Here is a 21,462-nt window from a genome sequence, read left to right on the forward strand (position 1 = left end):
GAAGACAGGCTCCCGGGTTTCCTTTCAGGTTGCCTGACCGTCAGCGGTGGTAATCCTCGTGGGTGGTGTCGAGGTCGGCGAAGCGGGTGAATTCGCCTTCGAAAAAGAGCTGGATCGCGCCGGTCGGGCCGTGACGCTGTTTTTCGAGGATCAGTTCGGCCTTGTTGTGGACGAGTTCCATTTTGCGGTGCCAGTCCTCCAGTGCAATCCGGTATTTATCCGAGGATTCGAAGGCGGTTTCTTTGGGTTCGCGCTGCTGGAGATAGTATTCGTCGCGATAGACGAACATGACGGCGTCGGCGTCCTGCTCAATGGAGCCGGATTCGCGCAGATCGGAGAGCATCGGGCGTTTGTCTTCCCGGCTTTCGACCTGTCGGGAGAGCTGCGAGAGGGCGATGACGGGGACCTCCAGTTCCTTGGCGATGGCTTTGAGGCCCTGGGTGATCATTGAGATTTCGAGCACGCGGCTGTCGGGGCGGGTACCGACGGCGGGGCGCATGAGCTGGAGATAATCGACCACGACGAGGCTGAGGCCTTTGGTGCGTTTGAGGCGTCGGCAGCGGGTGCGCATCGCGGAGAGGGAGATGGCGGGGGTGTCGTCGATCACCATGGGCAGGCGGGCGAGTTCGCGGCTGACGCGAACGAAGCGGTCGAACTCTTTCTGGCCGATATCGCCGCGCCGGATGCGCTCGCCGGAGACTTCAGCCTGTTCGGAGAGAATACGGGTGGCAAGCTGCTCGGCAGACATTTCCAGCGAGAAGATGGCGACGGTGCCATCGGGCTGGACGCCTTCGCCCTCTTCCTCGGCCTTGCGCATCAGGGCGCGGGCCGCGGAGAAGGCGATTTTGGTGGCGAGCGCGGTTTTTCCCATGGCGGGACGACCGGCGAGGATGAGCAGATCGGAGGGATGGAGGCCGCCGGTTTTCTTGTCGAAATCGCGCAGGCCGGAGGTGAGGCCGGAGACGTCGCCTTCGTTGCGGAAGGCTTTTTCGGCGACGTCGAGGGCGTTGGCGAGCGCGCGGTCGAAGCCGGTGAAGCCGCCGTCCTGGCCCTTATCCGTGGCGAGGCGGAAGAGCTGTTCCTCGCCGGCGGCGATCTGGTCCTGGCCGTCCAGGTCCACGCCGCCGAAGGCGTTGTTGACCATGGTTTCGCCGATATCGATGAGCTGGCGGCGGAGCCAGGCGTCGTGGATGGCGCGGCCGTAATCGCCGGCGTTGATGATGCCGACGGTGGAGGTCAGCAGGCGGGCGAGGTAGGGGATGCCGCCAACTTCGTCGAGGATGCCGGAGTGTTCGAGCGTGGCGCGGAGGGTGACGGGATCGGCGAGCTGGCCGCCTTCGATCCGTTTGGCGATGGTGTCGTAGATGGCGCCGTTGATACGGTTGGCAAAATGGGCGCCGGTCAGAAAGTCCGAGACCCGGTCATAGGCGCGGTTATTGGTGAGCAGGGCGCCGAGCAGGGCCTGTTCCGCGTCCACGTTGGCCGGGGGCGCGCGGAGGGAGACGCCCAGAATGGTTTCACCGTTCGGGGAGGAGGTCGGGGTGCCGGGGGGCGTTGTGGGGGAATCGATCATGTTCACATGGCGAGTGTATCACCTGGCGTGGTGCGGGGGGAGGCCGGTTGTCCGGATGGTGGGATCAGATCCGGACTCCGTAGTTGTGCACGGGGGCTTCAGGTTCCGTGCGGGGATGAAATATGGCTTCCTTCGATCGCTCAGTGATACGCGCATTTTCAGGCTGACCGGTCATTTTCTGCCGGCTGAAGCTGAGTGATCGGAGGGGCGTTCTTCAGACAACGCGATTCTGGCTGTGTTGTTGTTTTTCTCAGGGCTCTGCCCTGAAACCCGCCAAAGGCCGGAGGCCTTTGGAAGCCGGTTTGTTTATTAGCAGTTCAGGCGGGCAAAGCCTTCGACTTTGATCTGTTCCGGGGCAATGTGCGGAAAATTCCGGAACGTGTTTGTGGCGGCGGCGTTCTTCCAGGCATAAGCGACAGGAATGTTCGTGTTGCTGTCATGCGGCGGGCGGGCTGCGTTGTCATGAAGGTCCGGATGGAAGAAACTGCCTCGTCGTCGCATCCCCGTGAATTGAGCGCCTGCGGCACGCCGACCGATCATGAACTTCTGGCTTTTTATCGTTCGGAAATTCGTTTCGAGAGCGAGGTTGTGAATGGTCGTTTGCAGGCGCTTCTGGGGTCTCAGGCCTTTCTGGTGATTGCGTATGCGACGGCCATGACCGGATCGACCCGGCGCTGGGGGGACAGCATGGTGCTTCTGATCCCGCCTTTGTGTTCCCTTCTGGGGTTCGTGCTCGCTCTTATGGCGTTGCCTGGCATTCGCGCGGCCTACGCGGCCATTGCGAAATGGGAAGGTAAGCAGCGGGTGCTTCATCAGCGCAGTCCCTGTCTGGCTGAATTGACTCTGGGGGCTGGCGAGGATGAGACACGCGATATGATGCGGCGCGGGCAGAAGGGCGCTCTGTTTGCGCATCAGGCGCCATTTGTTTTCCTGGTGGCCTGGGCGATATTCGGTTTCATTCCGTTTTATCTGTATTTGAAATAGAGCCCTGCGCTGTTCGCCTTAAGTGTTGTTGTGTTTCTCAGGGCTCTGCCCTGAAACCCGCCAGAGGTCGCAGACCTTTGGAAACCTTTTTATCAGCAAATCGGGGTGCAGGGGCCTGGGGCCTCTGCCGGGGTCCGGGCAGCGCCCGCGATGGACCCGCTGCTGGCCGGGGCTCAGGAAGCCCAGTTCTTTTCGAAATCGGCGTAGAGGGTCATGCCGCCATCGATAAAGAGGGTCTGTCCGGTGATGTAGGAGGCCTGATCCGAGGCGAGGAAGAGGGTGGGTTCGGCGATTTCGTCGGGCTGTCCGGGGCGGCGCATGGGGATATGTTCCGACACCGCCTTGTATTTTTCGGGATCATGAATCCATGAATCGTTGATGGGGGTGACAATGGCGCCGGGGGCGACGGCATTTACGCGGATGCCGCGCGAGGCATATTCGAGGGCCCAGGTGCGGACCATGTTGCCGATGGCGCCCTTGCTGGCGGAGTAGCCGAGGAAGGCGGGTTTCGGGATGATCTGGTGGACGGAGCTGTCGACGACGATATTGCCTTTTGTGCCGTTTCTGACCCAGTGTTTCAGAACTTCGCGGACGCAGAGCATGACGCCGGTAACGTTGACGCTCAGGACTTTTTCAAAATCGGCGAGGGAGATGGCCTCCGAGGGGGATTTGATCTGGATGCCGGCGTTGCAGACGAGGATGTCGAGGCCGCCGAGGTCTTGGAAGGCTTTGTCGATGGCTTCGGTGACGGCTGTTTCGTCGGAGACGTCGCCGGCGCAGGCGATATGCGGACCTGCGGCGACTTTGGCGAGTCTGGGCAGAAGGGCGTCGAGTTTTTCTTTTTTGCGGCCGTTGATGGCGACACGGGCGCCTTCGCGGGCGAAGGCAAGGGAGATGGCTTCTCCGATGCCCTGGCTGCCGCCGCTGACGAAGACGCGTTTGCCGGCGAAGCGCTGGCTGGGGGTGCTGGTCATGGGGTGTCCCTGATGATGTGGCCGGCGCGTGTTGCCGGGACTGTCAGGGAGAGAATGCGTGAGAGGGGGGTGGGGTTCCGGGGTAAGGGTTTTCCGGGCGCTGCCCGGACCCACCAAAGGCCAGGGACCTTTGGAAACCGGTTTGTTTAAACAGCATGGTTTGCAAAGGTCTCTGACCTTTGCCGGGGTTCAGGGGCAGAGCCCCCGAGGCTTCTATCCGTCGATCTGACTGAAATCAGCGATCAGGCGCGTCATCCGCACCAGTTCGGACAGCAGTTTCAGGCGGTTGCCGCGGATATGCGGATCGTCGGCATTGACGATGACGCTTTCGAAGAACGTGTCGAGGGCGGGGCGGAGGCTGGCGGCGTCCCGCATGGCGTCTGTGAATCGTTCTTCGGCGATGGCGTCCTCGACCAGCGGGATAACGGTTTTCAGAGCGGCGGCCAGCGCGATTTCCTCGGGCTGGGTGTAGAGCGCCGGGTCGGGCGTGCCTTCGTGCGGGCCGTCCTTTTTGTCCTCGATGCGAAGGATGTTGGTCGCCCGTTTCGTGGCGGCGAGAAGGTTTTTGCCGTCTTCCGTCGCGAGCATGTCGGCCAGGGCATCCGTGCGGGCGAGGAGGCGGGTGATGTCGGTGTCGTAATTACCGGCGGAGATGGCAGCGAGGATGTCGTGCCGCTTGCCTTCGCTGCGGAGCTGGACGCGGAGGCGCTCGGCGATGAAACCGGGCAGCAGGTCGAGGTCCGGGGCGTTTTGCAGGGCCGGGGGCAGGGCTTCGGAGGCTTTGACGAACAGGGCGACGAGATCGAGTCTGAGCGCACTGGTGCGGATCAGGCTGATGATGCCGAGGGCCGCGCGGCGGAGGCCGTAGGGGTCGCCGGAGCCGGTGGGTTTGGCGCCTGCCGCGAAGAAGCCGGCGAGCATGTCGAAGCGGTCGGCCAGGGCAACGGCGACGGAGACCGGGGCGGTCGGGGTTTCGTCGGACGGGCCGCGTGGCTGGTAGTGCCCGGCGATGGCGGCGCAGACGTCATCGGGCTCGTGGTCGTGGCGGGCGTAGTAGCCGCCCATGATGCCCTGGAGTTCGGGGAATTCCCCGACCATGCCGGTGGAGAGATCGGCTTTGGCGAGCAGGGCGGCGCGGGCGGCGTGCTGCGGGCTGGCGCCAACCATGGGGGCGATGAGTTCAGCGAGGCGGACGAGGCGCTTTACACGGTCGCCCTGGCTGCCAAGATCGGCATGGAAGGTGACTTTGTCGAGACCTGCGACCCGGGATTCGAGCGTCTGCTTGCGGTCGAGATCCCAGAAATGGCGGGCGTCGGCGAAGCGGGCACGGAGCACGCGCTCGTTGCCGGCGACGACCTGCACGCCGTTATCCGTCGGTTCGATATTGGCGATGAAGGCGAAGCGCGGGGCAGGGCTGCCGTCTGTGTGGCGCAGGGCGAAGTAGCGCTGATTGACACGCATGGAGACCTGCATGACTTCGGCGGGCAGTTCCATGAACGTGTCGTCGATGCGCCCGAGGAAGGGGACGGGCCATTCGACGAGACCGGCGACTTCCTCGACCAGGCCGGGATCGGTGACGAGGGCGAGGCCTTCCTCGGTGGCGAGCTGGCTGATGCCTCTGAGGATGGTTTCGCGACGCTCGGCGGCGTCGGTGAGAACGCGGCGGGCGCGGAGGCCGGTCTGCCAGTCCGCGACGGTGCGGGCGGCGAAGGGTTCGGCCTTCGCGCTGCCCGTCGGGTAGAAGCGGTGGCCTTCGGTGAGGTCGCCGCTGGTCAGGTGGTGGCCGTTATCGGGTGTGCCGCCTTCGTCCGTGGCGAGGGAGAAGGGGACCACGGTGCCGCCGAGTGTGCAGAGGATGCGGCGCAGGGGGCGGACCCAGGTGAAGTGGCTGCCGGTGCCCCAGCGCATGGATTTCGGCCAGGAGAACTGTCGGAGCAGGGCGGGAAGACGTTCGGCGATATACGCTTCCGCGCTGATGGCGGGGGTGTTGCGGGTGAGAACCCAGAAGCCGTTTTCGAGCCTGGCGTCTTCCTTGCCGGCGCCGTGCTTGCGGAGGAAGCCTTCGAGCGCTTTTTCGGGGGCGGTCTCGCGGGGGCCACGTTCGGAGATGGTCTCGGCGGGGACTTCGGCATCGAGTTCGCAACTCAGGGCGATGCGGCGCGGGCCGGTGTAGCTTTTCGGGTTACGCGGGCTGAGCGCGGTGAAGGCTTTGCCGATCTGGCGGACGAGTTCGTCACCGGCCGGCTGCTGCATGCGGGCGGGGATTTCTTCGGAGAAGAGTTCGAGGAGAAGTTCGGCCATGGTTCAGCCCTCGCTCTTTGTGGTTTTCGGGTCTTTTGCGAGCCAGGTTTCGCAGCAGAGTTTTGCCAGGTTGCGGACACGACCGATATAGGAGGCGCGTTCGCTGACGCTGATGACACCGCGGGCGTCGAGCAGGTTGAACAGGTGGCTGGCCTTCAGGCACTGATCGTAGGCGGGCTGGGCGACGCCGGCTTCGGCGAGGGCGACGGATTCTTTCTCGGCGTCGATGAAGTGCCGGTGGAGCATGTCTGTATTGGCGAGCTCGAAGTTGTGACGGGAGTAATCCTGCTCGGCGCGGAGGAAGACGTCTCCGTATTTCAGGCCATCATTATTGAAGTCGAGATCGTAGACATTTTCCTTGCCCTGCACGTACATGGCGAGGCGTTCCAGGCCGTAGGTCAGCTCTGTTGACGGGACAGAGACGGGGATGCCGCCGACCTGCTGGAAGTAGGTGAACTGGGTGACTTCCATGCCGTCGCACCAGACTTCCCAGCCCAGGCCCCAGGCACCGATGGTGGGGTTTTCCCAGTCATCCTCGACGAAGCGGATATCGTGCAGATCCGGGTCGATGCCGATGGCGCGGTAGCTGTCGAGCAGGAGCTGCTGGCTGTCTTCGGGCGTGGGCTTCAGCAGCACCTGATACTGGTAATAATGCTGGAGGCGATTGGGGTTTTCGCCGTAGCGGCCATCTGACGGGCGACGGCAGGGCTGCACGTAGGCGGCTTTCCAGGGCGTGTCGCCGAGGGCGCGCAGGGTGGTGTGGGGGGAAAGTGTGCCGGCCCCGACTTCCGTATCGTAGGGCTGGAGAATGGCGCAACCTCGTTCCGACCAGAAGCGGTGGAGGGTCAGGATGAGGTCCTGAAACGAGAGGGGCTTCTGTGCTGGACTGGCAGGCGCCGGGGACATTGCGGGCACGGGCTCCGGTAACGGTTACAAAGGGCGTGCACCATACATCTGTGGGGGGCAGGGGGGAAGGAAGGGGAATGGCGGTTTTTGGGATTGAGCGGAACAGGGAGTGAGTGCCGGAAGCATCTGTAAGTGTGCAGCGCGTTGCTAAAGAGATGTTTTGGATTGTAGAAAAATTCTTGTATTTGAAGTTTAGTAAGATGTATTTTATACTAGGCGTCTGTTTTCGCCTTTTTATTTTTTATATTCATGGATGCGACGCGTGTCCTGAAGACACTCAGGAGTGGAGCATCTATGTTTCCGAGTTCATCAGAGATAAACTCACCGCCATATTCTTCTCCAAAATCGAAGCAGTATTTTAATCCTTTATCCTCGTAAAAATCAAAGACCTTTGCCTTCACGTTCGTTCCGGTGAGTCCAAGGGAAGGCGGCATCCTCAATGGGAATAAAAGTCACATCATTCTCATCGTGGAAAGTATTTTCCGCTTTGACCATGTTGGCTTTACGGATGAACCTGATGAAGCGTGACCGGGGCTTCCATTGTTCGTTGATGGCGCTTGTTTCTTCTGGTTTTCTCATGACGGAATTGTACCGGTGGTTTTGTCGATTTCGGATACAGTCCAGAAGATTGTTTATATTTGAATATTCTGTCACTTCAACGATAATGATTTGTTTGTTCTTCAGATTCAGTGCGACGAAAATCTGGACATGTTCATCCTTCATGAAGTTCTTTGTCAAAAGCGACATTGTATTGCGGCGGGATAAAAATATTTCCGCAGGCAGTCAGGTATGTTGCGAAATTTTCTTCTGAACCGGACGTCAGCAATATCCCTGAAAATTAATAGACAGAAAATTAAACAATGTAAAATGTCATTAAAAATATTTGTATTTATTTATATTATTTAATTCAAATTAATAAAATAGGATATTCAGTAAATCGATTTGTTTCCGAATAAAATGGTTTTCAAAGGTCCGTGACCTTTGGCGGGGTTCGGGGCAGCACCCTGAAAGTGGCCTCGCAAAGCCGTATGGGTGACGGAGAACGCTGAATTATCCTACCATGGCGGGAAGTAGCGGCTGGTTTGTGCCGGGCGCGGGAGATAATTCAGAGGGGATTATGGAAAAGCAGGTTAACTCGATCTGGGAGCAGCTGAGCGGGCTGTTACCGGTTGTTCTGGCTTATGCGGGTCAGTTTGTTCTGGCTCTGATTGTTCTTTTTGTGGGCTGGAAGATCGTCAACGCGGTGACGCGGGCGATGGGCCGGATGATGTCGGCGAGTCATATCGAGCCGACGTTGCGCGGGTTCCTGCTGAGTGTTGTAGGGCTGTTTCTGAAGGCTCTGCTGCTGATCAGCGTGGCGTCGATGGTTGGGATTGCGACGACGTCTTTTGTGGCGGTTCTGGGTGCTGCGGGTCTGGCGGTTGGCATGGCGTTGCAGGGCAGCCTGGCGAATTTTGCCGGTGGTGTTTTGATTCTGCTGTTTCGTCCGTTCAAGGTCGGGGATTCGATTACGGCGGGTGGCAGTTCGGGGACCGTGACTTCGATCGAGATGTTCCGCACTGTACTGTGCGATGCGAATAATGAGATTATTTATGTTCCTAACGGGACGTTATCGAACAATATTGTGGTCAACAGTTCGGAGTCGGACAAGCTGCTGGGTTCGGTCAGTCTGCTGATCGATTACAATGATGATCTCGATAAGGCGCGGGCTCTGCTGCTGGGGCTGACGGAGCACGACAATCTGGTGCTGAAGGACCCGGGGGCTTCGGTTTCCTTTGTGCCGAAGCCGGCGAATATTGCGGTGACGCTCGGGTTCTGGTGCGCTCCTGGTGATGTGACGCCGCTGGTTGGAAAGTATTCCGAGGCGGCGATCAAGGTGCTTCAGCAGGCGGGGTATCGTCTTGGGGTCACGGCCCGGACGGCCGGGTAATCTGATAAGCAGGGTGCAGGGATCTGTGGTCCCTGCCGGGTCCGGGCAGAGCCCCGGGTTTATTATTCAGGGCTCTGCCCTGAGACCCGGCAAAGGCCGGGGGCCTTTGGAAACCGGTTTGCTGATATAAATCGGGGTGTGTGAGGCCGGGCTTATTTTTGCAGTTCGGCGAAGGCTTTTCGCATTTTCAGGACTTTGGGGGCGACGACGGCCTGGCAGTAGGGGTTGCCGGGGTTTTGGGCGAAGTAATTTTCGTGACTGATTTCCGCGGGCCATAAGATGGTGAGGGGTTTGATCAGGGTGACGAGGGGGGCGTTCCAGAGGCCGGATTTTCCGATTTCGTCGCGGATTTCCAGGGCTGTTTTTTGCTGAGCCTCGTCGGTGAAGAAGATGACGGAGCGGTACTGGGTGCCGACATCGTTGCCCTGGCGGTTGAGGGTGGTGGGGTCGTGTAGGGTGAAGAAGATCCTCAGGAGCTGCGCGTAGGAGATGATGGCGGGGTCGAAGGTGACTTCGACGACTTCGGCGTGGCCGGTGGTTCCGGTGCAGACCTGCTTATAGGTGGGGTGTTCGGTGTGGCCGCCTGCGTAGCCTGAGCGGACGGAGTGGACGCCTTTGATGGAGAGATAGACGGCTTCGACGCACCAGAAGCAGCCGGCGCCGAGGATGGCGGTTTCGGTGTGGGGGGCCTGGGTGGTGGTCATGGTGTGGATGCTCGTCTGCTGGGGGACGCCGGGGTTGTGCGTTCGGTGCTCCGTCACAAAGGAGGGGGCGTGCGGAATCTGGGTGTTTAAGGAGGAGGGGTCAAGGGCGGGGCGCTTATACTTCACGGCTTTGCCCTGAAGCCGCCCAGGGGGCGCGACCTTTTACTCGTTGCTGTTATAAGTCGATCGGGTTCAGAGAGACCGCATTTTTCTGTGGGTGCGGGACAAAGTTCCTGCGTTCAGCGCCGGTTATATGAATTTGGTTCTGTTCGCCTGAATTGCTGATGTGTGATTTTTCACAAATCAGTGACAGGCCGGGCTCTGCCCGGGATCACACGGCTCCGTGCCCGGATCTGTTGATCGGTTAACAGGTTTTCAGGACCGCCCGGTTTCCGGTGAGTTTCGGGGCACGGTCCGGAGGAAAGCAGCAACACTTAACGCAAGTAGAGCTGTAATTTTCCGTGTTTTGAAAGAGACTCCCGAATGATGTGCAAAGGTCCTCGATCCTCACCGGGCTTCAGCCCGGCGACCTGCGGTTCGGGACTGCCGGTCTCATTGCGAGATGCGGAGCGAACTGTCGTTGATGATGGCATCGAGGGTGGCGGTGAAGGCGGCCTGGATGGCGGTGCCATCATCGGCCTGGAAGTAATCGTCTGATTTGGTGGCGCAGCTTTGCATGGAGCCTTCCATGGAGCCAGTGCCGGTTCCGTCGATGGGGGCGATGTACAGGTTGAATATGCTGTTACTCGTGTCGGTGTAATAGGGGACCCAGATGGAGAAGAGCTGGACACCCATGTTTTTCAGGGTGGTGCAGGCGGCTGTGTAATCGACGTTGACGTTACGATAAACGAGCGCGGCGCTGTTGATATAGACGTCCTGCGCCCCGTCGGACAGGAAGATGACGTAGGTCTTCATTTTTGTCGGAGAGCTGCCGTCGCCGACGTTTGTCAGCTGACCGGCCACCTGGGTCAGCGCATCCGAGGTCATTGTGCGACCACCGTTATAGTCGGCGCGGTCGTTTGCTCCGCTCGGGTTATCCTGTGCATTGAAGTAAGGGGTGGCGTTTTCGACATCCAGAGCGTCGGCTGCGGCGGTGACGGCCGTGGTATCCGTGGTTGGCGCGAGAGTCCGGATGACGCTCGTTCCGAATGTGGTCATGCCGATGGTCAGATGGTTGCTGTTACTGGCTGCGAATGTGCTGATTTCTGATGTAAAGGACTGCATGGCCTGTTTGACGTAGTCGATTTTCAGATCGATGCCGTTTGCTGTTGCGTAGGCGCGCATATCGCAGACGGGCGTTTTGGAGGACGATGTCTGGAGGCTGAGCGATGTCGTGCAGGTTTTATTTGATGCGGCGTAATAATAACCGTTGGTGTCATGGCAGGCGAAGGCGCACTGGCTTGCTGTATTTTTCAGGGTTGTGATGGCGGTGCTGGTTCCGCCAACGGTCATGGAGTTTGAGACATCGACGACAAAGATAACCTGCAGATATGAATTTGCCGCGCTCATGCTGGAGGTTGAAGTAACGGTAACGGGACCGGAGAGGGCGGGGACAAGATTTGGCAGGAAGAACGCGGGCGTGCTGGCGAGCGTGACGGTGACGCTGCCTGAGTATTGCGTAACGGGCGTGTAAGTCACGGTTGTGGTGGGGATGGGAGAGATGTTGCTGAGGGTAGCGTTTGCCGTGACGGATTGCTGTGCCGTGGTTTCCGCGACCTGCTGAGCTGTGGTGTCCGAGGCGCTTGTGCCGGCTGAGACGAGGCTGTTATTGGCGGCCTGCGCGGCTTTCAGGGATGCGGCATCGGCGATGTTCTGGAGCTGCGTGCGTGTATTGAGGACGACGGACATATTGGTGGCTGTTGAAATCCCGATCATCGCTGTAAGGAAGATAACCGGGGCTAATACTGTGACGCTGCCTTTTGTCGATGCGCGCAGCCGCTGGAACATGAATTTTTCCTCATGACTTTTGCCTGGGTATGATCTCCCGTTCTGAGCCGGGCAGAGCAGACGTTCTGCCGGCACGAATCTGATGAGCTGCCGTGGGATGAGGATTATGGCATCTGAATTTTTTCGTAATCATCGTTGTGTGGCATGGGTGTATGCAGATCTGTGCTGTTCCTGGCGCTGGGAAGACTAGATCTGTTTTATGAAAATTGTATTAATTGGGCTTGTTTTTAATTTGTTTTTTTATTTCAGGTGATTTTTTAGTTGTCTGTATTGCCGGATTCGGAAACTGTTCGCGGGACAGGGGCGTGTAAATCCTGAAGTGGCGCGGGTTGTGACCGGGCGGGGATGCGGGTGAAGGGGCCCGCAACCCCTTCACCCGCCGTTTATATCAGCGGAAATTTTGTAAAGATCTTTGATATTTGACAGAGTTTTATGTCATGGCACGACGGGGAGAAGGATGGACGTTGCGGCCGCGCCGCCGTGATGGATGCTCTGTGTGGCTTTGATGTAGTCGGCGGGTTGCGCTTTGAAGATGTTCTCGACGTAACGCTGGGGATTGCGGTCGTAGAGCGGGAACCAGGAGGACTGGATCTGGATCATGATCCGATGGCCTTTTGCGAAGACGTGGTTCACGGCGGGCAGGGTGAAGCGGTAGTGCTCGGTGCTGTTCGCCGGGACTGGTGAGGGCTGTTCGAAGCTTTTGCGGTAGCGGCCCCGGAAGATGTCCATGGAGACGGGGAGTTCGTAGCCGCCCATATCGGGGGTGTCCGCTGTCGTGGGCAGGTTCACGTCGATGAGTTTGACAACCCAGTCTGCATCGGTGCCGGTTGTGGCGGCGTAGAGGTCAGCGACGGGGACGCCGCTGACGGTGACGGGTTCGGTGAGGGGCGCGGTCTCGTAAGTCAGGACGTCGGGGCGGGAGTCGGCCTCGCGCTGATCCTGAACGAGCCAGGGCTTCCAGCGATTGCTTTCGCTGAAGGCGAAGGGGCGGTGCAGGAAGGGGACGGGGTGGGCCGGGTCGGACAGGTAGGAGTCTGCCGTGTCGGCTGCCGGACGGGAGAAGCTGAGGCTGTTATGGCTGTCGAGATACAACGGTTTCAGCGGCGCGGCGCAGTCTTTTTCGCAGGCGAGGGGCCATTTCGCGTAGCGGTCCCAGCGCTGGAGGCCGGTGTTGTAGATGATGGCGGCGGGCATGGAGACGGCGGGCGCGCCGGGCTTCAGGTACTGGTCGAAGAAGGGGCGGAAGACGGTACGACGGTATTGTTCGGCGGTGTCGCCTTCGAAGGCGAGAGGGCCGAGGGTTGAGCCGTTGTAATTGACGCCGCTGTGTCGCCACGGCCCCATGACGAGGGTGTTGGGGACCGTGCCGGGGAATTTGTCCTGGAGGGCCTGCCAGGAGTGGATGGCGCCCCACATGTCTTCCTGGTCCCATAGCCCCTGTTCCCAGAGCATGGGGACGGTGGGTTTGTGGTTTGCGATGAAATGGTCGAGGGCCTGGCCCTGCCAGAAGGCGTCCCAGGCGGGATGGGCGAGTATGCGCTGCCAGAAGGGAAGCTGATCGAGGCCGGCCTGGCGGGCGAAGTCTTCGGTGGAGCCGGCTTTCAGGAAGTTGGTGTAGTCGTCGCGGTCGACGCGGGGAATGCCGTCGCCTTCGCCGCGGCCGGACATCTGGGCGGGGAAGTAATCGAGGCTGCTGAGGCGGAAGGCGCCGTAGTGGAACCAGTCATCGCCCATCCATCCGTCGACCATGGGGCTTTCGGGAGCGGCGGCTTTCAGGGCCGGATGCGGGTCGAGCAGGGCCATGACGACGGTAAAGCCCTCATACGACGATCCGGTCATGCCGACGCGGCCGTTCGATTCCGGCACATGTTTTGTGAGCCACTCGATGGTGTCCCAGGCGTCGGTGGTTTCATCGGTATTGGTGGGGTTGAGGGGGCCGCGCGGGGGGCGGGTCATGACGTAGTCGCCCTCGGAGCCGTATTTGCCACGGATGTCCTGGAAGATGCGGATGTAGCCGCCTTCGACGAAAACGTCGTCGCCCTGGGGCAGGAGGTTGCGCATGGTCAGCGCGTCGGGCGTGCGGTTTGCGCGCTCTTTGGCGTTGTAGGGGGTTCGGGTGAGGAGCACCGGGGCGGCTCTGGCGTTCTTCGGGATGACGATAACGGTGTAGAGTTTCACGCCGTCGCGCATGGGGATCATTTCGACGCGTTTGATGTAGTCGCGGCGGTCGGTGGGGTAGCTGACATGAGCGGGGATATCGTTGCCGGTCTGGACAAGGAGCGGGTCGGACTGGGCGGCGCGCGCGGTGGTGAAGGCTGCTGTCAGGGTGATGCAGGTTGTAACGGTGGCGAGAAGGATGGTTTTGCGGCGTGTCCGTGCGGACCGTGTGTGGCTCATCGCTGTGTGTTTCCCCTGAATCCGGTGGGCTGGTTTGTTTCGGGGGAGGTATAATGGGTTTGGGGAAAAGGGGATAGCGGGGAGCAGAAAATGGTGATCGTGTATCTGGATGGCTGGCCCGTTGCCGGAAAGCAGGTTGGTCAGGGCACTGGTGGACCGGCGCATGAATGCGCGTTTTGGGCCGTAATTATTTTTTGCGTGATGTCGGAACGGAGTGTTGCGGGCCTGATGGTCCCGAACGCTGGCGAGGTGCGTACGGGGTTTTGCCTCCGCGCCTCGGAAAGGGGCATGGGGACGATATCCGGTCTGTTTTGAAAAATATTTTCCGGAACAGTATATTTTCCGGTTTTTCGTCTGTTACCAGTTATATGCAAGGTTGCCGTAGACTTTCCGGACCTGTCCCAGGTTGCAGGCCCATGTGCCGCAGGCCACGGTATAGTATTTGTTGGTCAGGCTGGACACGCTGAGCCGGGCTTTCAGGCCTTTCAGCGAGGGGAGGGTCTCACTGAAATCGTAATGGGCGCCGATATCGAACAGGAGATAGGCGGGGTTTTTGAAGGATTCGACGCTGTCTCCGTATGTGGTGCCGGTGTATCTCATACCGCCATTGATGCCGAAGCCGCGCAGCGGGCGGAGGGGGATTGTGTAATCGGCGAAGACCGAGAACATGTTTTTCGGGACGTAGGGGACGGACATTCCGCTCTGGGAGATGGCGTTGCCGTAGGTGGAATCTGTGTAGATGTCATATCTTTTCGAGGTTTTATCGGTTTTGGCATATCTGAGATCGGTGAAGCTGCAGGAGGCGGTTACTCTGAGGTTTCTGGTGACATTGGCGTTGGCGGACACTTCGAAACCCTGCGACCGGACGCGGCCGGCATCGTCTTCGTAGCCACTGTGAACTGAATCCGTGATCAGGTAATGACTTTCCTCGATATGGAAAGAGGATGCCGTAATAATGATATTCCGGTGAGGCACTTTGTATTTCAGTCCGGCTTCAATCTGTTGTCCTGTCAGGGGTGCGAACGGTTTTCCCTGCCAGTTGGTGGCGCTTTGCGGAATGAAGGATGTGGCGTAGCTGAAATAGGGCGCGAGGTCGAAGTCGAAGTTGTAGATGAGGCCGGCGCGCCAGGTGAAGGCGTTCCGGGGACGGGGAGCGTCGCGGCTGGCGCCGCCTTTGCCGGTGGTTGTGCCTTCGGCGTTCGTGACAGAATAGTTGGTGTATTTTCCGTGATAGTTGACCCGGTCCTGTCGTCCGCCGAGCAGGATGGGCAGGCCTTTCCACTTGATCTGATCCTGGAAGTAGATGCCTTCCTGAAAGTAATTGAAGCGCGACATTGAAGTAGAGGCCGTGCAGCCGGAGGCGGCGCTGATGCTGTAGCAGGGCGTATAGTTCGAGTGGGGATTGAAGACGTCCAGGATCGGCTCGTTTCCGGAATTGTCTGAGGTGGAGTGAAAATTCCAGTCGAATTCACGGAAGTCGGAGTCGACGACCCAGGTGTGTTTCAGGGGGCCTGTGTGGAAATCTCCGGAAACGCGTGTATCGAGGCCGGTTGTTGAGTAAAGGCTCTGTGTCCACCACGGCTCGATATAGACATGGCCCGGACTGGCAACGCCATCATAATAAAAATTGTTTTCATTATTCCGGCTTTGTTCCCATCGGAACACCTGGCTAAAATTGAGGTATTTGCTGAATTTGTGAGAAAACTGATATTCGAACATGGCATCCGTGACGCTTTCGGTATTTGCGTTTTTGAGGCCCAGAAAAGTGCTTCTGGCAATGCGTCGGCCGTTATACGGGACCATGGTGCCAATGAGCGGGTATTCGAGACCAACGCCGTTGCCGGGGGTGTACATATACATGCCGAGCAGGGAAAGGGATGTTTTGGGATCGATATCCCAGGTGACAGAAGGGATATCCCAGGTGACAGAAGGGCGGACGCCGGTACGGTGATAGGAGATGTGATCGGTCTGTGTGGCCCTGGGTGACGCCGATGGCGGCGATGCGGTAGCGGAGATTGCCTGATTTCGTGATTTTGTCGCTTGTATCGGCGGTCAGTTCGTAGCGCCCCCAGTTGCCGAAGCCCGGCGAGACCTGGTGGAAAGGGGTGTCGGTTAGTTTTTTGAGGCTGACGCCGAGCATGCCGCCTGGATTGACCTGTCCATACATGACGGAGGCAGGGCCGTTGACGACGTCGATCCGTTCGATGAACGCAGTTTCTCCGGCGCTGGCGGAGTTGGTCATCAGTCCATCGACGAACTGTTTAGATTCAAAACCGCGTTGCAGGATCGAGCCTGATGTGCTGGCGGAGCCGCTGCCAAACGTGCCTGCGTTTTCGGTGCGGACGCCGGCGATGTAGCCGATGCCTGGTCCCGTGGGGTCCCGGGTGACGGCATTGCCGCCGACACGCACCGGGCCGAGTGTGATGCCTGAGGTAGTCTGTTTTTTCTTCAGAATGATGGTGTTGCTGGCTGCGTAACGGAAATTCAGATCCGTGGCGGACAGGAGTTGTTGCAGCGCGGCCTGTCGTGTCATCGCGCCCGAGACAGGGCGGGATCGTAGGTGATCTGGAGGCCGGACAGTTTTCCGAAGATGGCCAGGGCGTGGCCAAGAGGCTGGGCGGGAATATTATAGTTTACAGTTGCAGATTGCGCTGTTGCGGTTTCGTCGGTCCGGGCTGAGGCAGTGCCGGGCGTGAGGCCGGTTCCGATGAGAGCGGCGATCAGGGCTGAGCGTGTTGCGAGGGAAACGGAGCCGTCGGCGCGCCGTGGGAGCGGCTGCGGAATGGGGTTTTTCGTGATCGGGGACACGGAAGGAATGGCTGCCGGCTTCAACGTCTGGTTTTCTCAGAGTTAAGAATGCATCGCATTTGAAGCAAGGACGAGCGGGCGGGCCGGTTTTTAAGGGAAGTGTGGAAAATATTTTTTCAGATACGCCGGGATACGGGGTGTTTCCGGGGTTGGCTGGTCATGGACCGGCGAGTGTTGTTGCCTGGGTAATGAGCAGGATATGGCCGGCGATTTCACGAACATGGTCGTTTGCGGGCAGCACGACGGCCTGGAGCGCGCCGGGGATATCATGCAGATCGTAGAGGCCGCCAACGTGGCGGGTGGCCAGGATGCTGTCATATCTGACGATGAAGCCGGGATAATAACGGCTCAGGGTGTCGATGACGTGACCGATGGTTTCGTTTTCGACGACGAGGGTTCCACCGCGCCAGGAGCCGATGGTGTCGGGGGCGATCGTAGTCCGGGTGATTTTTCCGGTCTGGCGGTCGACCCGGACTTCGTCACCGGGGCGCATGAGGCGTTCCGGCGGGGCATCTCTGCCGCTGAGGGACATGCCGACTTCTCCGTCCTGAATGTCGAGGCGGATTTCCGACCGGTCCATGACGATATCGAAACGGGTTCCGACATCGCGGGCGCGGAGTTCTCCGGCGCTGACGCGGAAGGGGCGGGCTGCGTCGTGGCGGACCTGGAAAAAGGCTTCTCCGGCGAGAAGGGTGATGTCGCGCCGGCTGGCTGTGTAGCTGACGGCGATGGCGGATTTTCCGCCCAGTGTGACACTGCTGCCATCGGTCAGGGTGACGGTGCGGTTCTGGCCTGTGGCGGTGGTGTAATCGGCCAGCATGGCGAGTTTCAGCGTGGGGAAGAGCAGCCAGGCGGCGCAGCAGAGCAGGGCGGTGACGAAGATGGCGGTTCCCCGCCTGAGGGCTGGCGTGATGTGGGGCTTGACACGGCGTTGTCGTGGCTGGCGGGAAGGGACAGGAGTTCAGGGCCGATGGTGCCTGTGAGGCTCCAGATCCGGAGTGTGGCGGTCCAGGCCTCTGCGTGCGCGGGGGAGCGGGCGTGCCATGCGGAAAATTCTTCCCGCAGGGTTTTATCGTCGGGATCGTCGGTCAGGAGGATCGCCCACTGACTGGCCTCGGCGGCGAGGCTGTTCTGCGGCTCCGCCTGCCTGTCTGTCACGCGTGCCACGGGCTGCTCCATCTTTTCCGGCTGTTCCGTGAAGAGGCTGCCGTCTGATCGTAAAGACGCCGGACGGAGATGATTTTCAAGGTCATCGTTTTTGTTTCTGGCTGCTCAGTTTCTCGGAGCGGCTTCGTCGAGCGCTGCCTGGCAGGCTGCCATGGCTTCGTTGACCAGTTGGGCGGCCCGGACGATGGAAACATCGAGCTCTGCTGAAATTTCCCGCAGTTTATAGCCGCCGAAGCGTTTCATTTCGAAGGCGAGGCGCGTGCGTTCGGGCAGGGCGGCCAGAGTCTGTTCGATCAGGGCGAGGTCTTCCCGGTCGCCGGCATAGGCTTCCGGGGTGAGCGGATCGCTGAGAAGGTGTCAGATTGCGATATCGGCGATGTCATCGGTCCGGCGTATTTTTCCGGCGCGGAGACCGTCGATGGCCAGTCTGCGGACGACCTGCATGAGGTAGGCGAGGGGCCGTTCGATTGTGATGTTCTGCTGACGGGCGGCTGTGACTTTGAGAAACGCGTGTCCTGCACGATGTCTTCGGCCCGGGTGCGGCATCCGATGATTGATGCTGCCAGATCAACGAATTTCGGACGATGGCGCAGGTAGACGTCCAGAACGGGCTCTGACTCTTTCACCATGCGCGATTTCCTTACGGGACAATCTGTGAATCGCGCATGTGAACAGGGTGTTCGGGCGCCCGGTTCTTTTATTGAGAAACGTTATTAACTTCAAGGTGGGTTCGGAAAGCGGGGCCGGGTCCCGGACTGTCTTCGTTTTTGTGATGAGGCGGCATGGTAGTCATTTTGGAGAGGATCGGTTTCCAAAGACCGCCGGTCTCTCGTGAGAGCAGAGCCCTGAGTTCTGACGTCGAAAAAAGTGTGCGGCTGGCAAGGGTTTTCGGGGCTCCGCCCCGCGCCCTGCAAAGGGACGCAGTCCCTTTGATCCCGGGTTGTTCAGTGCGGAGCCGTAAGCTTATCCCAGCCGTGCGAGAGCGGCTTTCAGGCGGTCGCGTTCGCCGGTCTGGGTGGTGAGGCGCTCGCGGGTTTCCTCGACGACTTCCGGTTTGCCGCGGGCGATGAAATCTGGGTTGCCGAGTTTCTTTGCGGTTTTCGCGATTTCGGCTTCGGCTTTATCGAGTTCTTTGGCGAGACGGGCGCGTTCGGCGTTGAGGTCGATGAGATCGGCAAGCGGCAGGACGAGGGTGGCTTCATCGACGACGGTCTGAGCGGAGCCGTGCGGAACGTCGCCGGTGAGGGCTTCGATGTTCGAGACGCGGGCCATGCGGCCGATGGTTTCGGCCCAGCGTGTCGCACGCTCGACGGTGGTTGGGGCAGCGTCTTTCAGGAGGACGGGGGCGAGGCGGGACGGGGGGACGTTCATTTCAGCGCGCACAGTGCGGATTTCGGAAATGAAGCGTGTCAGCCAGTCGATTTCCGCGACGGCCTCTTCGGCGCCGGGGACGCTGACAGGTTCGGGCCAGGCGGCGGTCATGAGTCCGCCTTCGGGGCCGAAGCCGAATTCGTGCCAGAGCGTGTCAGTCACGAAGGGCATGACGGGCTGGAGGAGGCGCAGGATGGTATCCAGTACCCAGGCAGTGACGGCGCGGAGTTCTGCGGCGGCTTTTGCGTCCTCGCCGGAGAAGATCGGCTTGGAGAGTTCCAGATACCAGTCGCAGAAGCGATTCCAGACGAAGCGGTAGCAGGCGCCGGCATATTCATCGAAGCGGAAGGCTTCTAGGGCGCCGGTGGCTTCGGTGACGGCAGTGGCCGTTTCGTGAATGATCCAGCGGCTGAGCGGGTTTTCCGCTTTTGACGGGTCGAAATCCGCGACAGGTTTCACCTCGTTCATTTCGCAGAAGCGGGAGGCGTTCCAGAGTTTGGTGACGAAGGCACGGTGATCCTCGACGCGCTTCGGGCCGAATTTCAGGTCACGTCCGACGCCGGTGAGGGCGCAGATGGTGAAGCGGGAGGCGTCAGCGCCGTACTGGTCGAGCAGGTCGAGCGGGTCGATGCCGTTGCCTTTGCTCTTCGACATTTTCTGGCCGCGCTCGTCGCGGACGAGGCCGTGGATGAAGACGGTGCGGAAGGGCACGTCTTTCATGAAATGCAGGCCCATCATCATCATGCGGGCAACCCAGAAGAAGATGATGTCGAAGCCGGTGACGAGAACGTCGGTGGGATAGTAGCGGTCCAGTTCCGGCGTTTTGTCGGGCCAGCCGAGGGTGGAGAACGGCCAGAGGGCGGAGGAGAACCAGGTGTCGAGGACGTCTTCGTCGCGGGTGAGTTCGGTGGTCTCGCCATAATGTGCGGTGGCCTGGGCCTGGGCTTCCGCGTCGTCGAAGGCGACGAAGACGGTGCCGTCCGGGCCGTACCAGGCGGGGATCTGGTGTCCCCACCAGAGTTGCCGGGAGATGCACCAGGGCTGGATGTCGCGCATCCAGGCGAAGAAAGTGTTTTCCCACTGTTTCGGGACGAAGGCGACGTCGCCTTTTTCCACCGCTGCGATGGCCGGCCCGGCAAGCGTGGCGGCATCGCAGTACCACTGGGTGGTCAGGCGGGGCTCGACGATGGCGCCGCCGCGTTCGGCGTGCGGCACCTGATTGGTGTGGGCTTCGACTTCGACAAGAAAGCCGAGGCGGTCCAGTTCGGCGACGATGGCTTTACGGGCGTCTTCGCGGGACCGGCCTTCCAGCGTGCGGGTGAAGGCGGGATCGGCCACGGCTTCAACGTTGTGCAGATCATCCGTGATTTCCGCGAGGGTGATGGCAGCGCCTTCATCCAGCACGGAGATCATCGGCAGGTTGTGGCGTTTGCCGACTTCGAAATCGTTGAAGTCGTGGGCCGGGGTGATTTTGACGGCGCCGGTGCCTTTTTCCGGGTCGGAATAGGTGTCGGCGACGATAGGGATGCGGCGGCCGGTGAGCGGCAGGATGACGGATTTGCCGATGAGGGCGGTGTAGCGTTCGTCATCCGGGTGGACGGCGACAGCGGTGTCGCCGAGCATGGTTTCCGGGCGCGTGGTGGCGACAGTGATGAACTGGTCCTGCGTGTCCGCGACGGGATAGCGGATGTGCCAGAGATGGCCGCGCGCTTCCTTGTTCTCGACTTCGAGGTCGGAGATGGCGGTGCGAAAATGCGGGTCCCAGTTGACCAGGCGGCGGTCACGGTAGATCAGTTTTTCGCGGAACAGGGTGACGAAAACTTCGCGAACGGCGCGGGAGAGGCCTTCGTCCATGGTGAAGCGCTCGCGCGACCAGTCGAGCGAGGAGCCGAGGCGGCGGAGCTGCCTGGTGATGCCATTGCCGGATTCGGCTTTCCACTCCCAGACGCGCTCAAGGAAGGTGGAGCGTCCGAGCTGCTGGCGGGTGGTGCCTTCGGTGGCGAGTTTGCGTTCGACGACGAGCTGGGTGGCAATGCCGGCGTGGTCGGTTCCGGGCTGCCAGAGGGTGTCGCGGCCCTGCATGCGGCGCCAGCGGATGAGGGTATCCTGCAGCGTCATGGTCAGGGCATGGCCCATATGGAGCGTGCCGGTGACGTTGGGCGGCGGGATCATGATGGTGTAGGGCGTGCCCGGGCTGTGGGGGTCGGCGGCAAAGCGGCCTTCTGTTTCCCAGAGACTGTAGAGCCGGGGTTCGGTTTCGGTGGTCTGAAACGTCTTGCTGAGCATCGCCTGTTCTAACCGGAAAGAGATCGTTCAAAATAAAAAGGCGGCGCTGAACGCAGCGCCGCGTTTTCAGTATTGCTTTATCTGGCACAGGAGCCGGCAATCCGGAACAGGCAA

Annotated in this window: 18 protein-coding genes; 3 read left to right on the forward strand and 15 right to left on the reverse strand. The window is 60.2% G+C overall.

What is annotated here, in order from left to right; all coding sequences use genetic code 11:
* Positions 1–40: 40 nt before the first annotated feature.
* A complete protein-coding gene (locus tag GOB90_RS01900) occupies positions 41–1,573 on the reverse strand; it encodes a replicative DNA helicase (RefSeq protein WP_146886835.1) in 1,533 nt (510 codons plus the stop codon).
* A 474-nt stretch (positions 1,574–2,047) separates the two neighbouring features.
* Between GOB90_RS01900 and GOB90_RS01905 the strand changes: the two genes are divergently transcribed.
* Positions 2,048–2,557 carry a hypothetical protein gene (locus tag GOB90_RS01905; protein WP_146886833.1) on the forward strand — a complete coding sequence of 170 codons (510 nt, stop codon included), beginning with the start codon at positions 2,048–2,050 and terminating at the stop codon, positions 2,555–2,557.
* 173 nt (positions 2,558–2,730) lie between these two features.
* On the opposite strand, the gene GOB90_RS01910 is transcribed toward GOB90_RS01905, so the two are convergent.
* The 4 genes from GOB90_RS01910 to GOB90_RS01925 all read right to left on the reverse strand — a co-directional run bounded on the left by GOB90_RS01910 (position 2,731) and on the right by GOB90_RS01925 (position 7,461).
* Positions 2,731–3,531 (reverse strand): glucose 1-dehydrogenase, encoded by an 801-nt coding sequence (locus GOB90_RS01910; protein ID WP_146886831.1) that lies wholly within the window; start codon positions 3,529–3,531, stop codon positions 2,731–2,733.
* A 213-nt stretch (positions 3,532–3,744) separates the two neighbouring features.
* Complete coding sequence (glyS, locus tag GOB90_RS01915; RefSeq protein ID WP_146886829.1) at positions 3,745–5,832, reverse strand: glycine--tRNA ligase subunit beta; 2,088 nt, start codon at positions 5,830–5,832, stop codon at positions 3,745–3,747.
* A 3-nt stretch (positions 5,833–5,835) separates the two neighbouring features.
* On the reverse strand, positions 5,836–6,738 hold the full coding sequence (locus tag GOB90_RS01920; protein ID WP_146886827.1) for a glycine--tRNA ligase subunit alpha: 903 nt from the start codon (positions 6,736–6,738) through the stop codon (positions 5,836–5,838).
* 381 nt (positions 6,739–7,119) lie between these two features.
* Complete coding sequence (locus tag GOB90_RS01925; RefSeq protein WP_146886825.1) at positions 7,120–7,461, reverse strand: hypothetical protein; 342 nt, start codon at positions 7,459–7,461, stop codon at positions 7,120–7,122.
* 394 nt (positions 7,462–7,855) lie between these two features.
* Here GOB90_RS01925 and GOB90_RS01930 point away from each other — a divergent pair, with 394 nt between their 5' ends.
* A complete protein-coding gene (locus GOB90_RS01930) occupies positions 7,856–8,668 on the forward strand; it encodes a mechanosensitive ion channel family protein (RefSeq protein WP_146886918.1) in 813 nt (270 codons plus the stop codon).
* A 152-nt stretch (positions 8,669–8,820) separates the two neighbouring features.
* Here GOB90_RS01930 and msrA read toward each other — a convergent pair whose 3' ends face one another.
* The 9 genes from msrA to GOB90_RS01975 all read right to left on the reverse strand — a co-directional run bounded on the left by msrA (position 8,821) and on the right by GOB90_RS01975 (position 17,988).
* Positions 8,821–9,372: a peptide-methionine (S)-S-oxide reductase MsrA gene (gene msrA, locus GOB90_RS01935; RefSeq protein ID WP_146886823.1), complete on the reverse strand. Its 552-nt coding sequence runs from the start codon at positions 9,370–9,372 to the stop codon at positions 8,821–8,823.
* A 552-nt stretch (positions 9,373–9,924) separates the two neighbouring features.
* Positions 9,925–11,319, reverse strand: a complete 1,395-nt coding sequence (locus tag GOB90_RS01940) for a pilus assembly protein TadG-related protein (protein WP_146886821.1) — start codon at positions 11,317–11,319, stop codon at positions 9,925–9,927.
* A 435-nt stretch (positions 11,320–11,754) separates the two neighbouring features.
* Positions 11,755–13,716: a CocE/NonD family hydrolase gene (locus GOB90_RS01945; RefSeq protein WP_146886819.1), complete on the reverse strand. Its 1,962-nt coding sequence runs from the start codon at positions 13,714–13,716 to the stop codon at positions 11,755–11,757.
* A gap of 357 nt (positions 13,717–14,073) precedes the next feature.
* Positions 14,074–15,576 carry a TonB-dependent siderophore receptor gene (locus GOB90_RS01950; RefSeq protein WP_146886817.1) on the reverse strand — a complete coding sequence of 501 codons (1,503 nt, stop codon included), beginning with the start codon at positions 15,574–15,576 and terminating at the stop codon, positions 14,074–14,076.
* Positions 15,506–16,249, reverse strand: coding sequence for a TonB-dependent receptor plug domain-containing protein (locus GOB90_RS01955; protein WP_146886815.1), 744 nt, complete (start codon positions 16,247–16,249; stop codon positions 15,506–15,508). The genes GOB90_RS01950 and GOB90_RS01955 overlap by 71 nt, the downstream gene beginning before the upstream one ends.
* Positions 16,246–16,524: a hypothetical protein gene (locus tag GOB90_RS01960; RefSeq protein ID WP_146886813.1), complete on the reverse strand. Its 279-nt coding sequence runs from the start codon at positions 16,522–16,524 to the stop codon at positions 16,246–16,248. The genes GOB90_RS01955 and GOB90_RS01960 overlap by 4 nt, the downstream gene beginning before the upstream one ends.
* A 157-nt stretch (positions 16,525–16,681) precedes the next feature.
* Positions 16,682–17,344, reverse strand: coding sequence for a FecR family protein (locus tag GOB90_RS01965; protein ID WP_146886811.1), 663 nt, complete (start codon positions 17,342–17,344; stop codon positions 16,682–16,684).
* A gap of 8 nt (positions 17,345–17,352) precedes the next feature.
* Positions 17,353–17,691 (reverse strand): FecR/PupR family sigma factor regulator, encoded by a 339-nt coding sequence (locus GOB90_RS01970; RefSeq protein ID WP_173571884.1) that lies wholly within the window; start codon positions 17,689–17,691, stop codon positions 17,353–17,355.
* A 105-nt stretch (positions 17,692–17,796) separates the two neighbouring features.
* Positions 17,797–17,988 carry a sigma factor-like helix-turn-helix DNA-binding protein gene (locus GOB90_RS01975; RefSeq protein WP_146886806.1) on the reverse strand — a complete coding sequence of 64 codons (192 nt, stop codon included), beginning with the start codon at positions 17,986–17,988 and terminating at the stop codon, positions 17,797–17,799.
* Positions 17,989–18,045: 57 nt separating this feature from the next.
* On the opposite strand from GOB90_RS01975, the gene GOB90_RS01980 reads away from it, so the two are divergent.
* Positions 18,046–18,288 (forward strand): hypothetical protein, encoded by a 243-nt coding sequence (locus GOB90_RS01980; protein ID WP_146886804.1) that lies wholly within the window; start codon positions 18,046–18,048, stop codon positions 18,286–18,288.
* Positions 18,289–18,654: 366 nt separating this feature from the next.
* Here GOB90_RS01980 and GOB90_RS01985 read toward each other — a convergent pair whose 3' ends face one another.
* Entirely contained in the window at positions 18,655–21,348 is a 2,694-nt protein-coding gene (locus GOB90_RS01985) for a valine--tRNA ligase (RefSeq protein ID WP_146886802.1), read from the reverse strand.
* Positions 21,349–21,462: the final 114 nt, after the last annotated feature.

This window comes from Acetobacter oeni, from assembly GCF_011516825.1.
Lineage (GTDB): Bacteria > Pseudomonadota > Alphaproteobacteria > Acetobacterales > Acetobacteraceae > Acetobacter > Acetobacter oeni.

Excerpts from the sequence above, each read along its gene's own strand:
- GOB90_RS01920 (WP_146886827.1), bottom strand. The coding sequence starts at position 6,738 with ATGTCCCCGGCGCCTGCCAGTCCAGCACAGAAGCCCCTCTCGTTTCAG.
- msrA (WP_146886823.1), bottom strand. The coding sequence starts at position 9,372 with ATGACCACCACCCAGGCCCCCCACACCGAAACCGCCATCCTCGGCGCC.
- GOB90_RS01910 (WP_146886831.1), bottom strand. The coding sequence starts at position 3,531 with ATGACCAGCACCCCCAGCCAGCGCTTCGCCGGCAAACGCGTCTTCGTC.
- GOB90_RS01950 (WP_146886817.1), bottom strand. The coding sequence starts at position 15,576 with ATGTATATGTACACCCCCGGCAACGGCGTTGGTCTCGAATACCCGCTC.
- GOB90_RS01905 (WP_146886833.1), top strand. The coding sequence starts at position 2,048 with ATGGAAGAAACTGCCTCGTCGTCGCATCCCCGTGAATTGAGCGCCTGC.
- GOB90_RS01985 (WP_146886802.1), bottom strand. The coding sequence starts at position 21,348 with ATGCTCAGCAAGACGTTTCAGACCACCGAAACCGAACCCCGGCTCTAC.
- GOB90_RS01945 (WP_146886819.1), bottom strand. The coding sequence starts at position 13,716 with ATGAGCCACACACGGTCCGCACGGACACGCCGCAAAACCATCCTTCTC.
- GOB90_RS01930 (WP_146886918.1), top strand. The coding sequence starts at position 7,856 with ATGGAAAAGCAGGTTAACTCGATCTGGGAGCAGCTGAGCGGGCTGTTA.
- GOB90_RS01940 (WP_146886821.1), bottom strand. The coding sequence starts at position 11,319 with ATGTTCCAGCGGCTGCGCGCATCGACAAAAGGCAGCGTCACAGTATTA.
- glyS (WP_146886829.1), bottom strand. The coding sequence starts at position 5,832 with ATGGCCGAACTTCTCCTCGAACTCTTCTCCGAAGAAATCCCCGCCCGC.
- GOB90_RS01900 (WP_146886835.1), bottom strand. The coding sequence starts at position 1,573 with ATGATCGATTCCCCCACAACGCCCCCCGGCACCCCGACCTCCTCCCCG.
- GOB90_RS01965 (WP_146886811.1), bottom strand. The coding sequence starts at position 17,344 with ATGCTGGCCGATTACACCACCGCCACAGGCCAGAACCGCACCGTCACC.
- GOB90_RS01925 (WP_146886825.1), bottom strand. The coding sequence starts at position 7,461 with ATGAAGGATGAACATGTCCAGATTTTCGTCGCACTGAATCTGAAGAAC.
- GOB90_RS01955 (WP_146886815.1), bottom strand. The coding sequence starts at position 16,249 with ATGACACGACAGGCCGCGCTGCAACAACTCCTGTCCGCCACGGATCTG.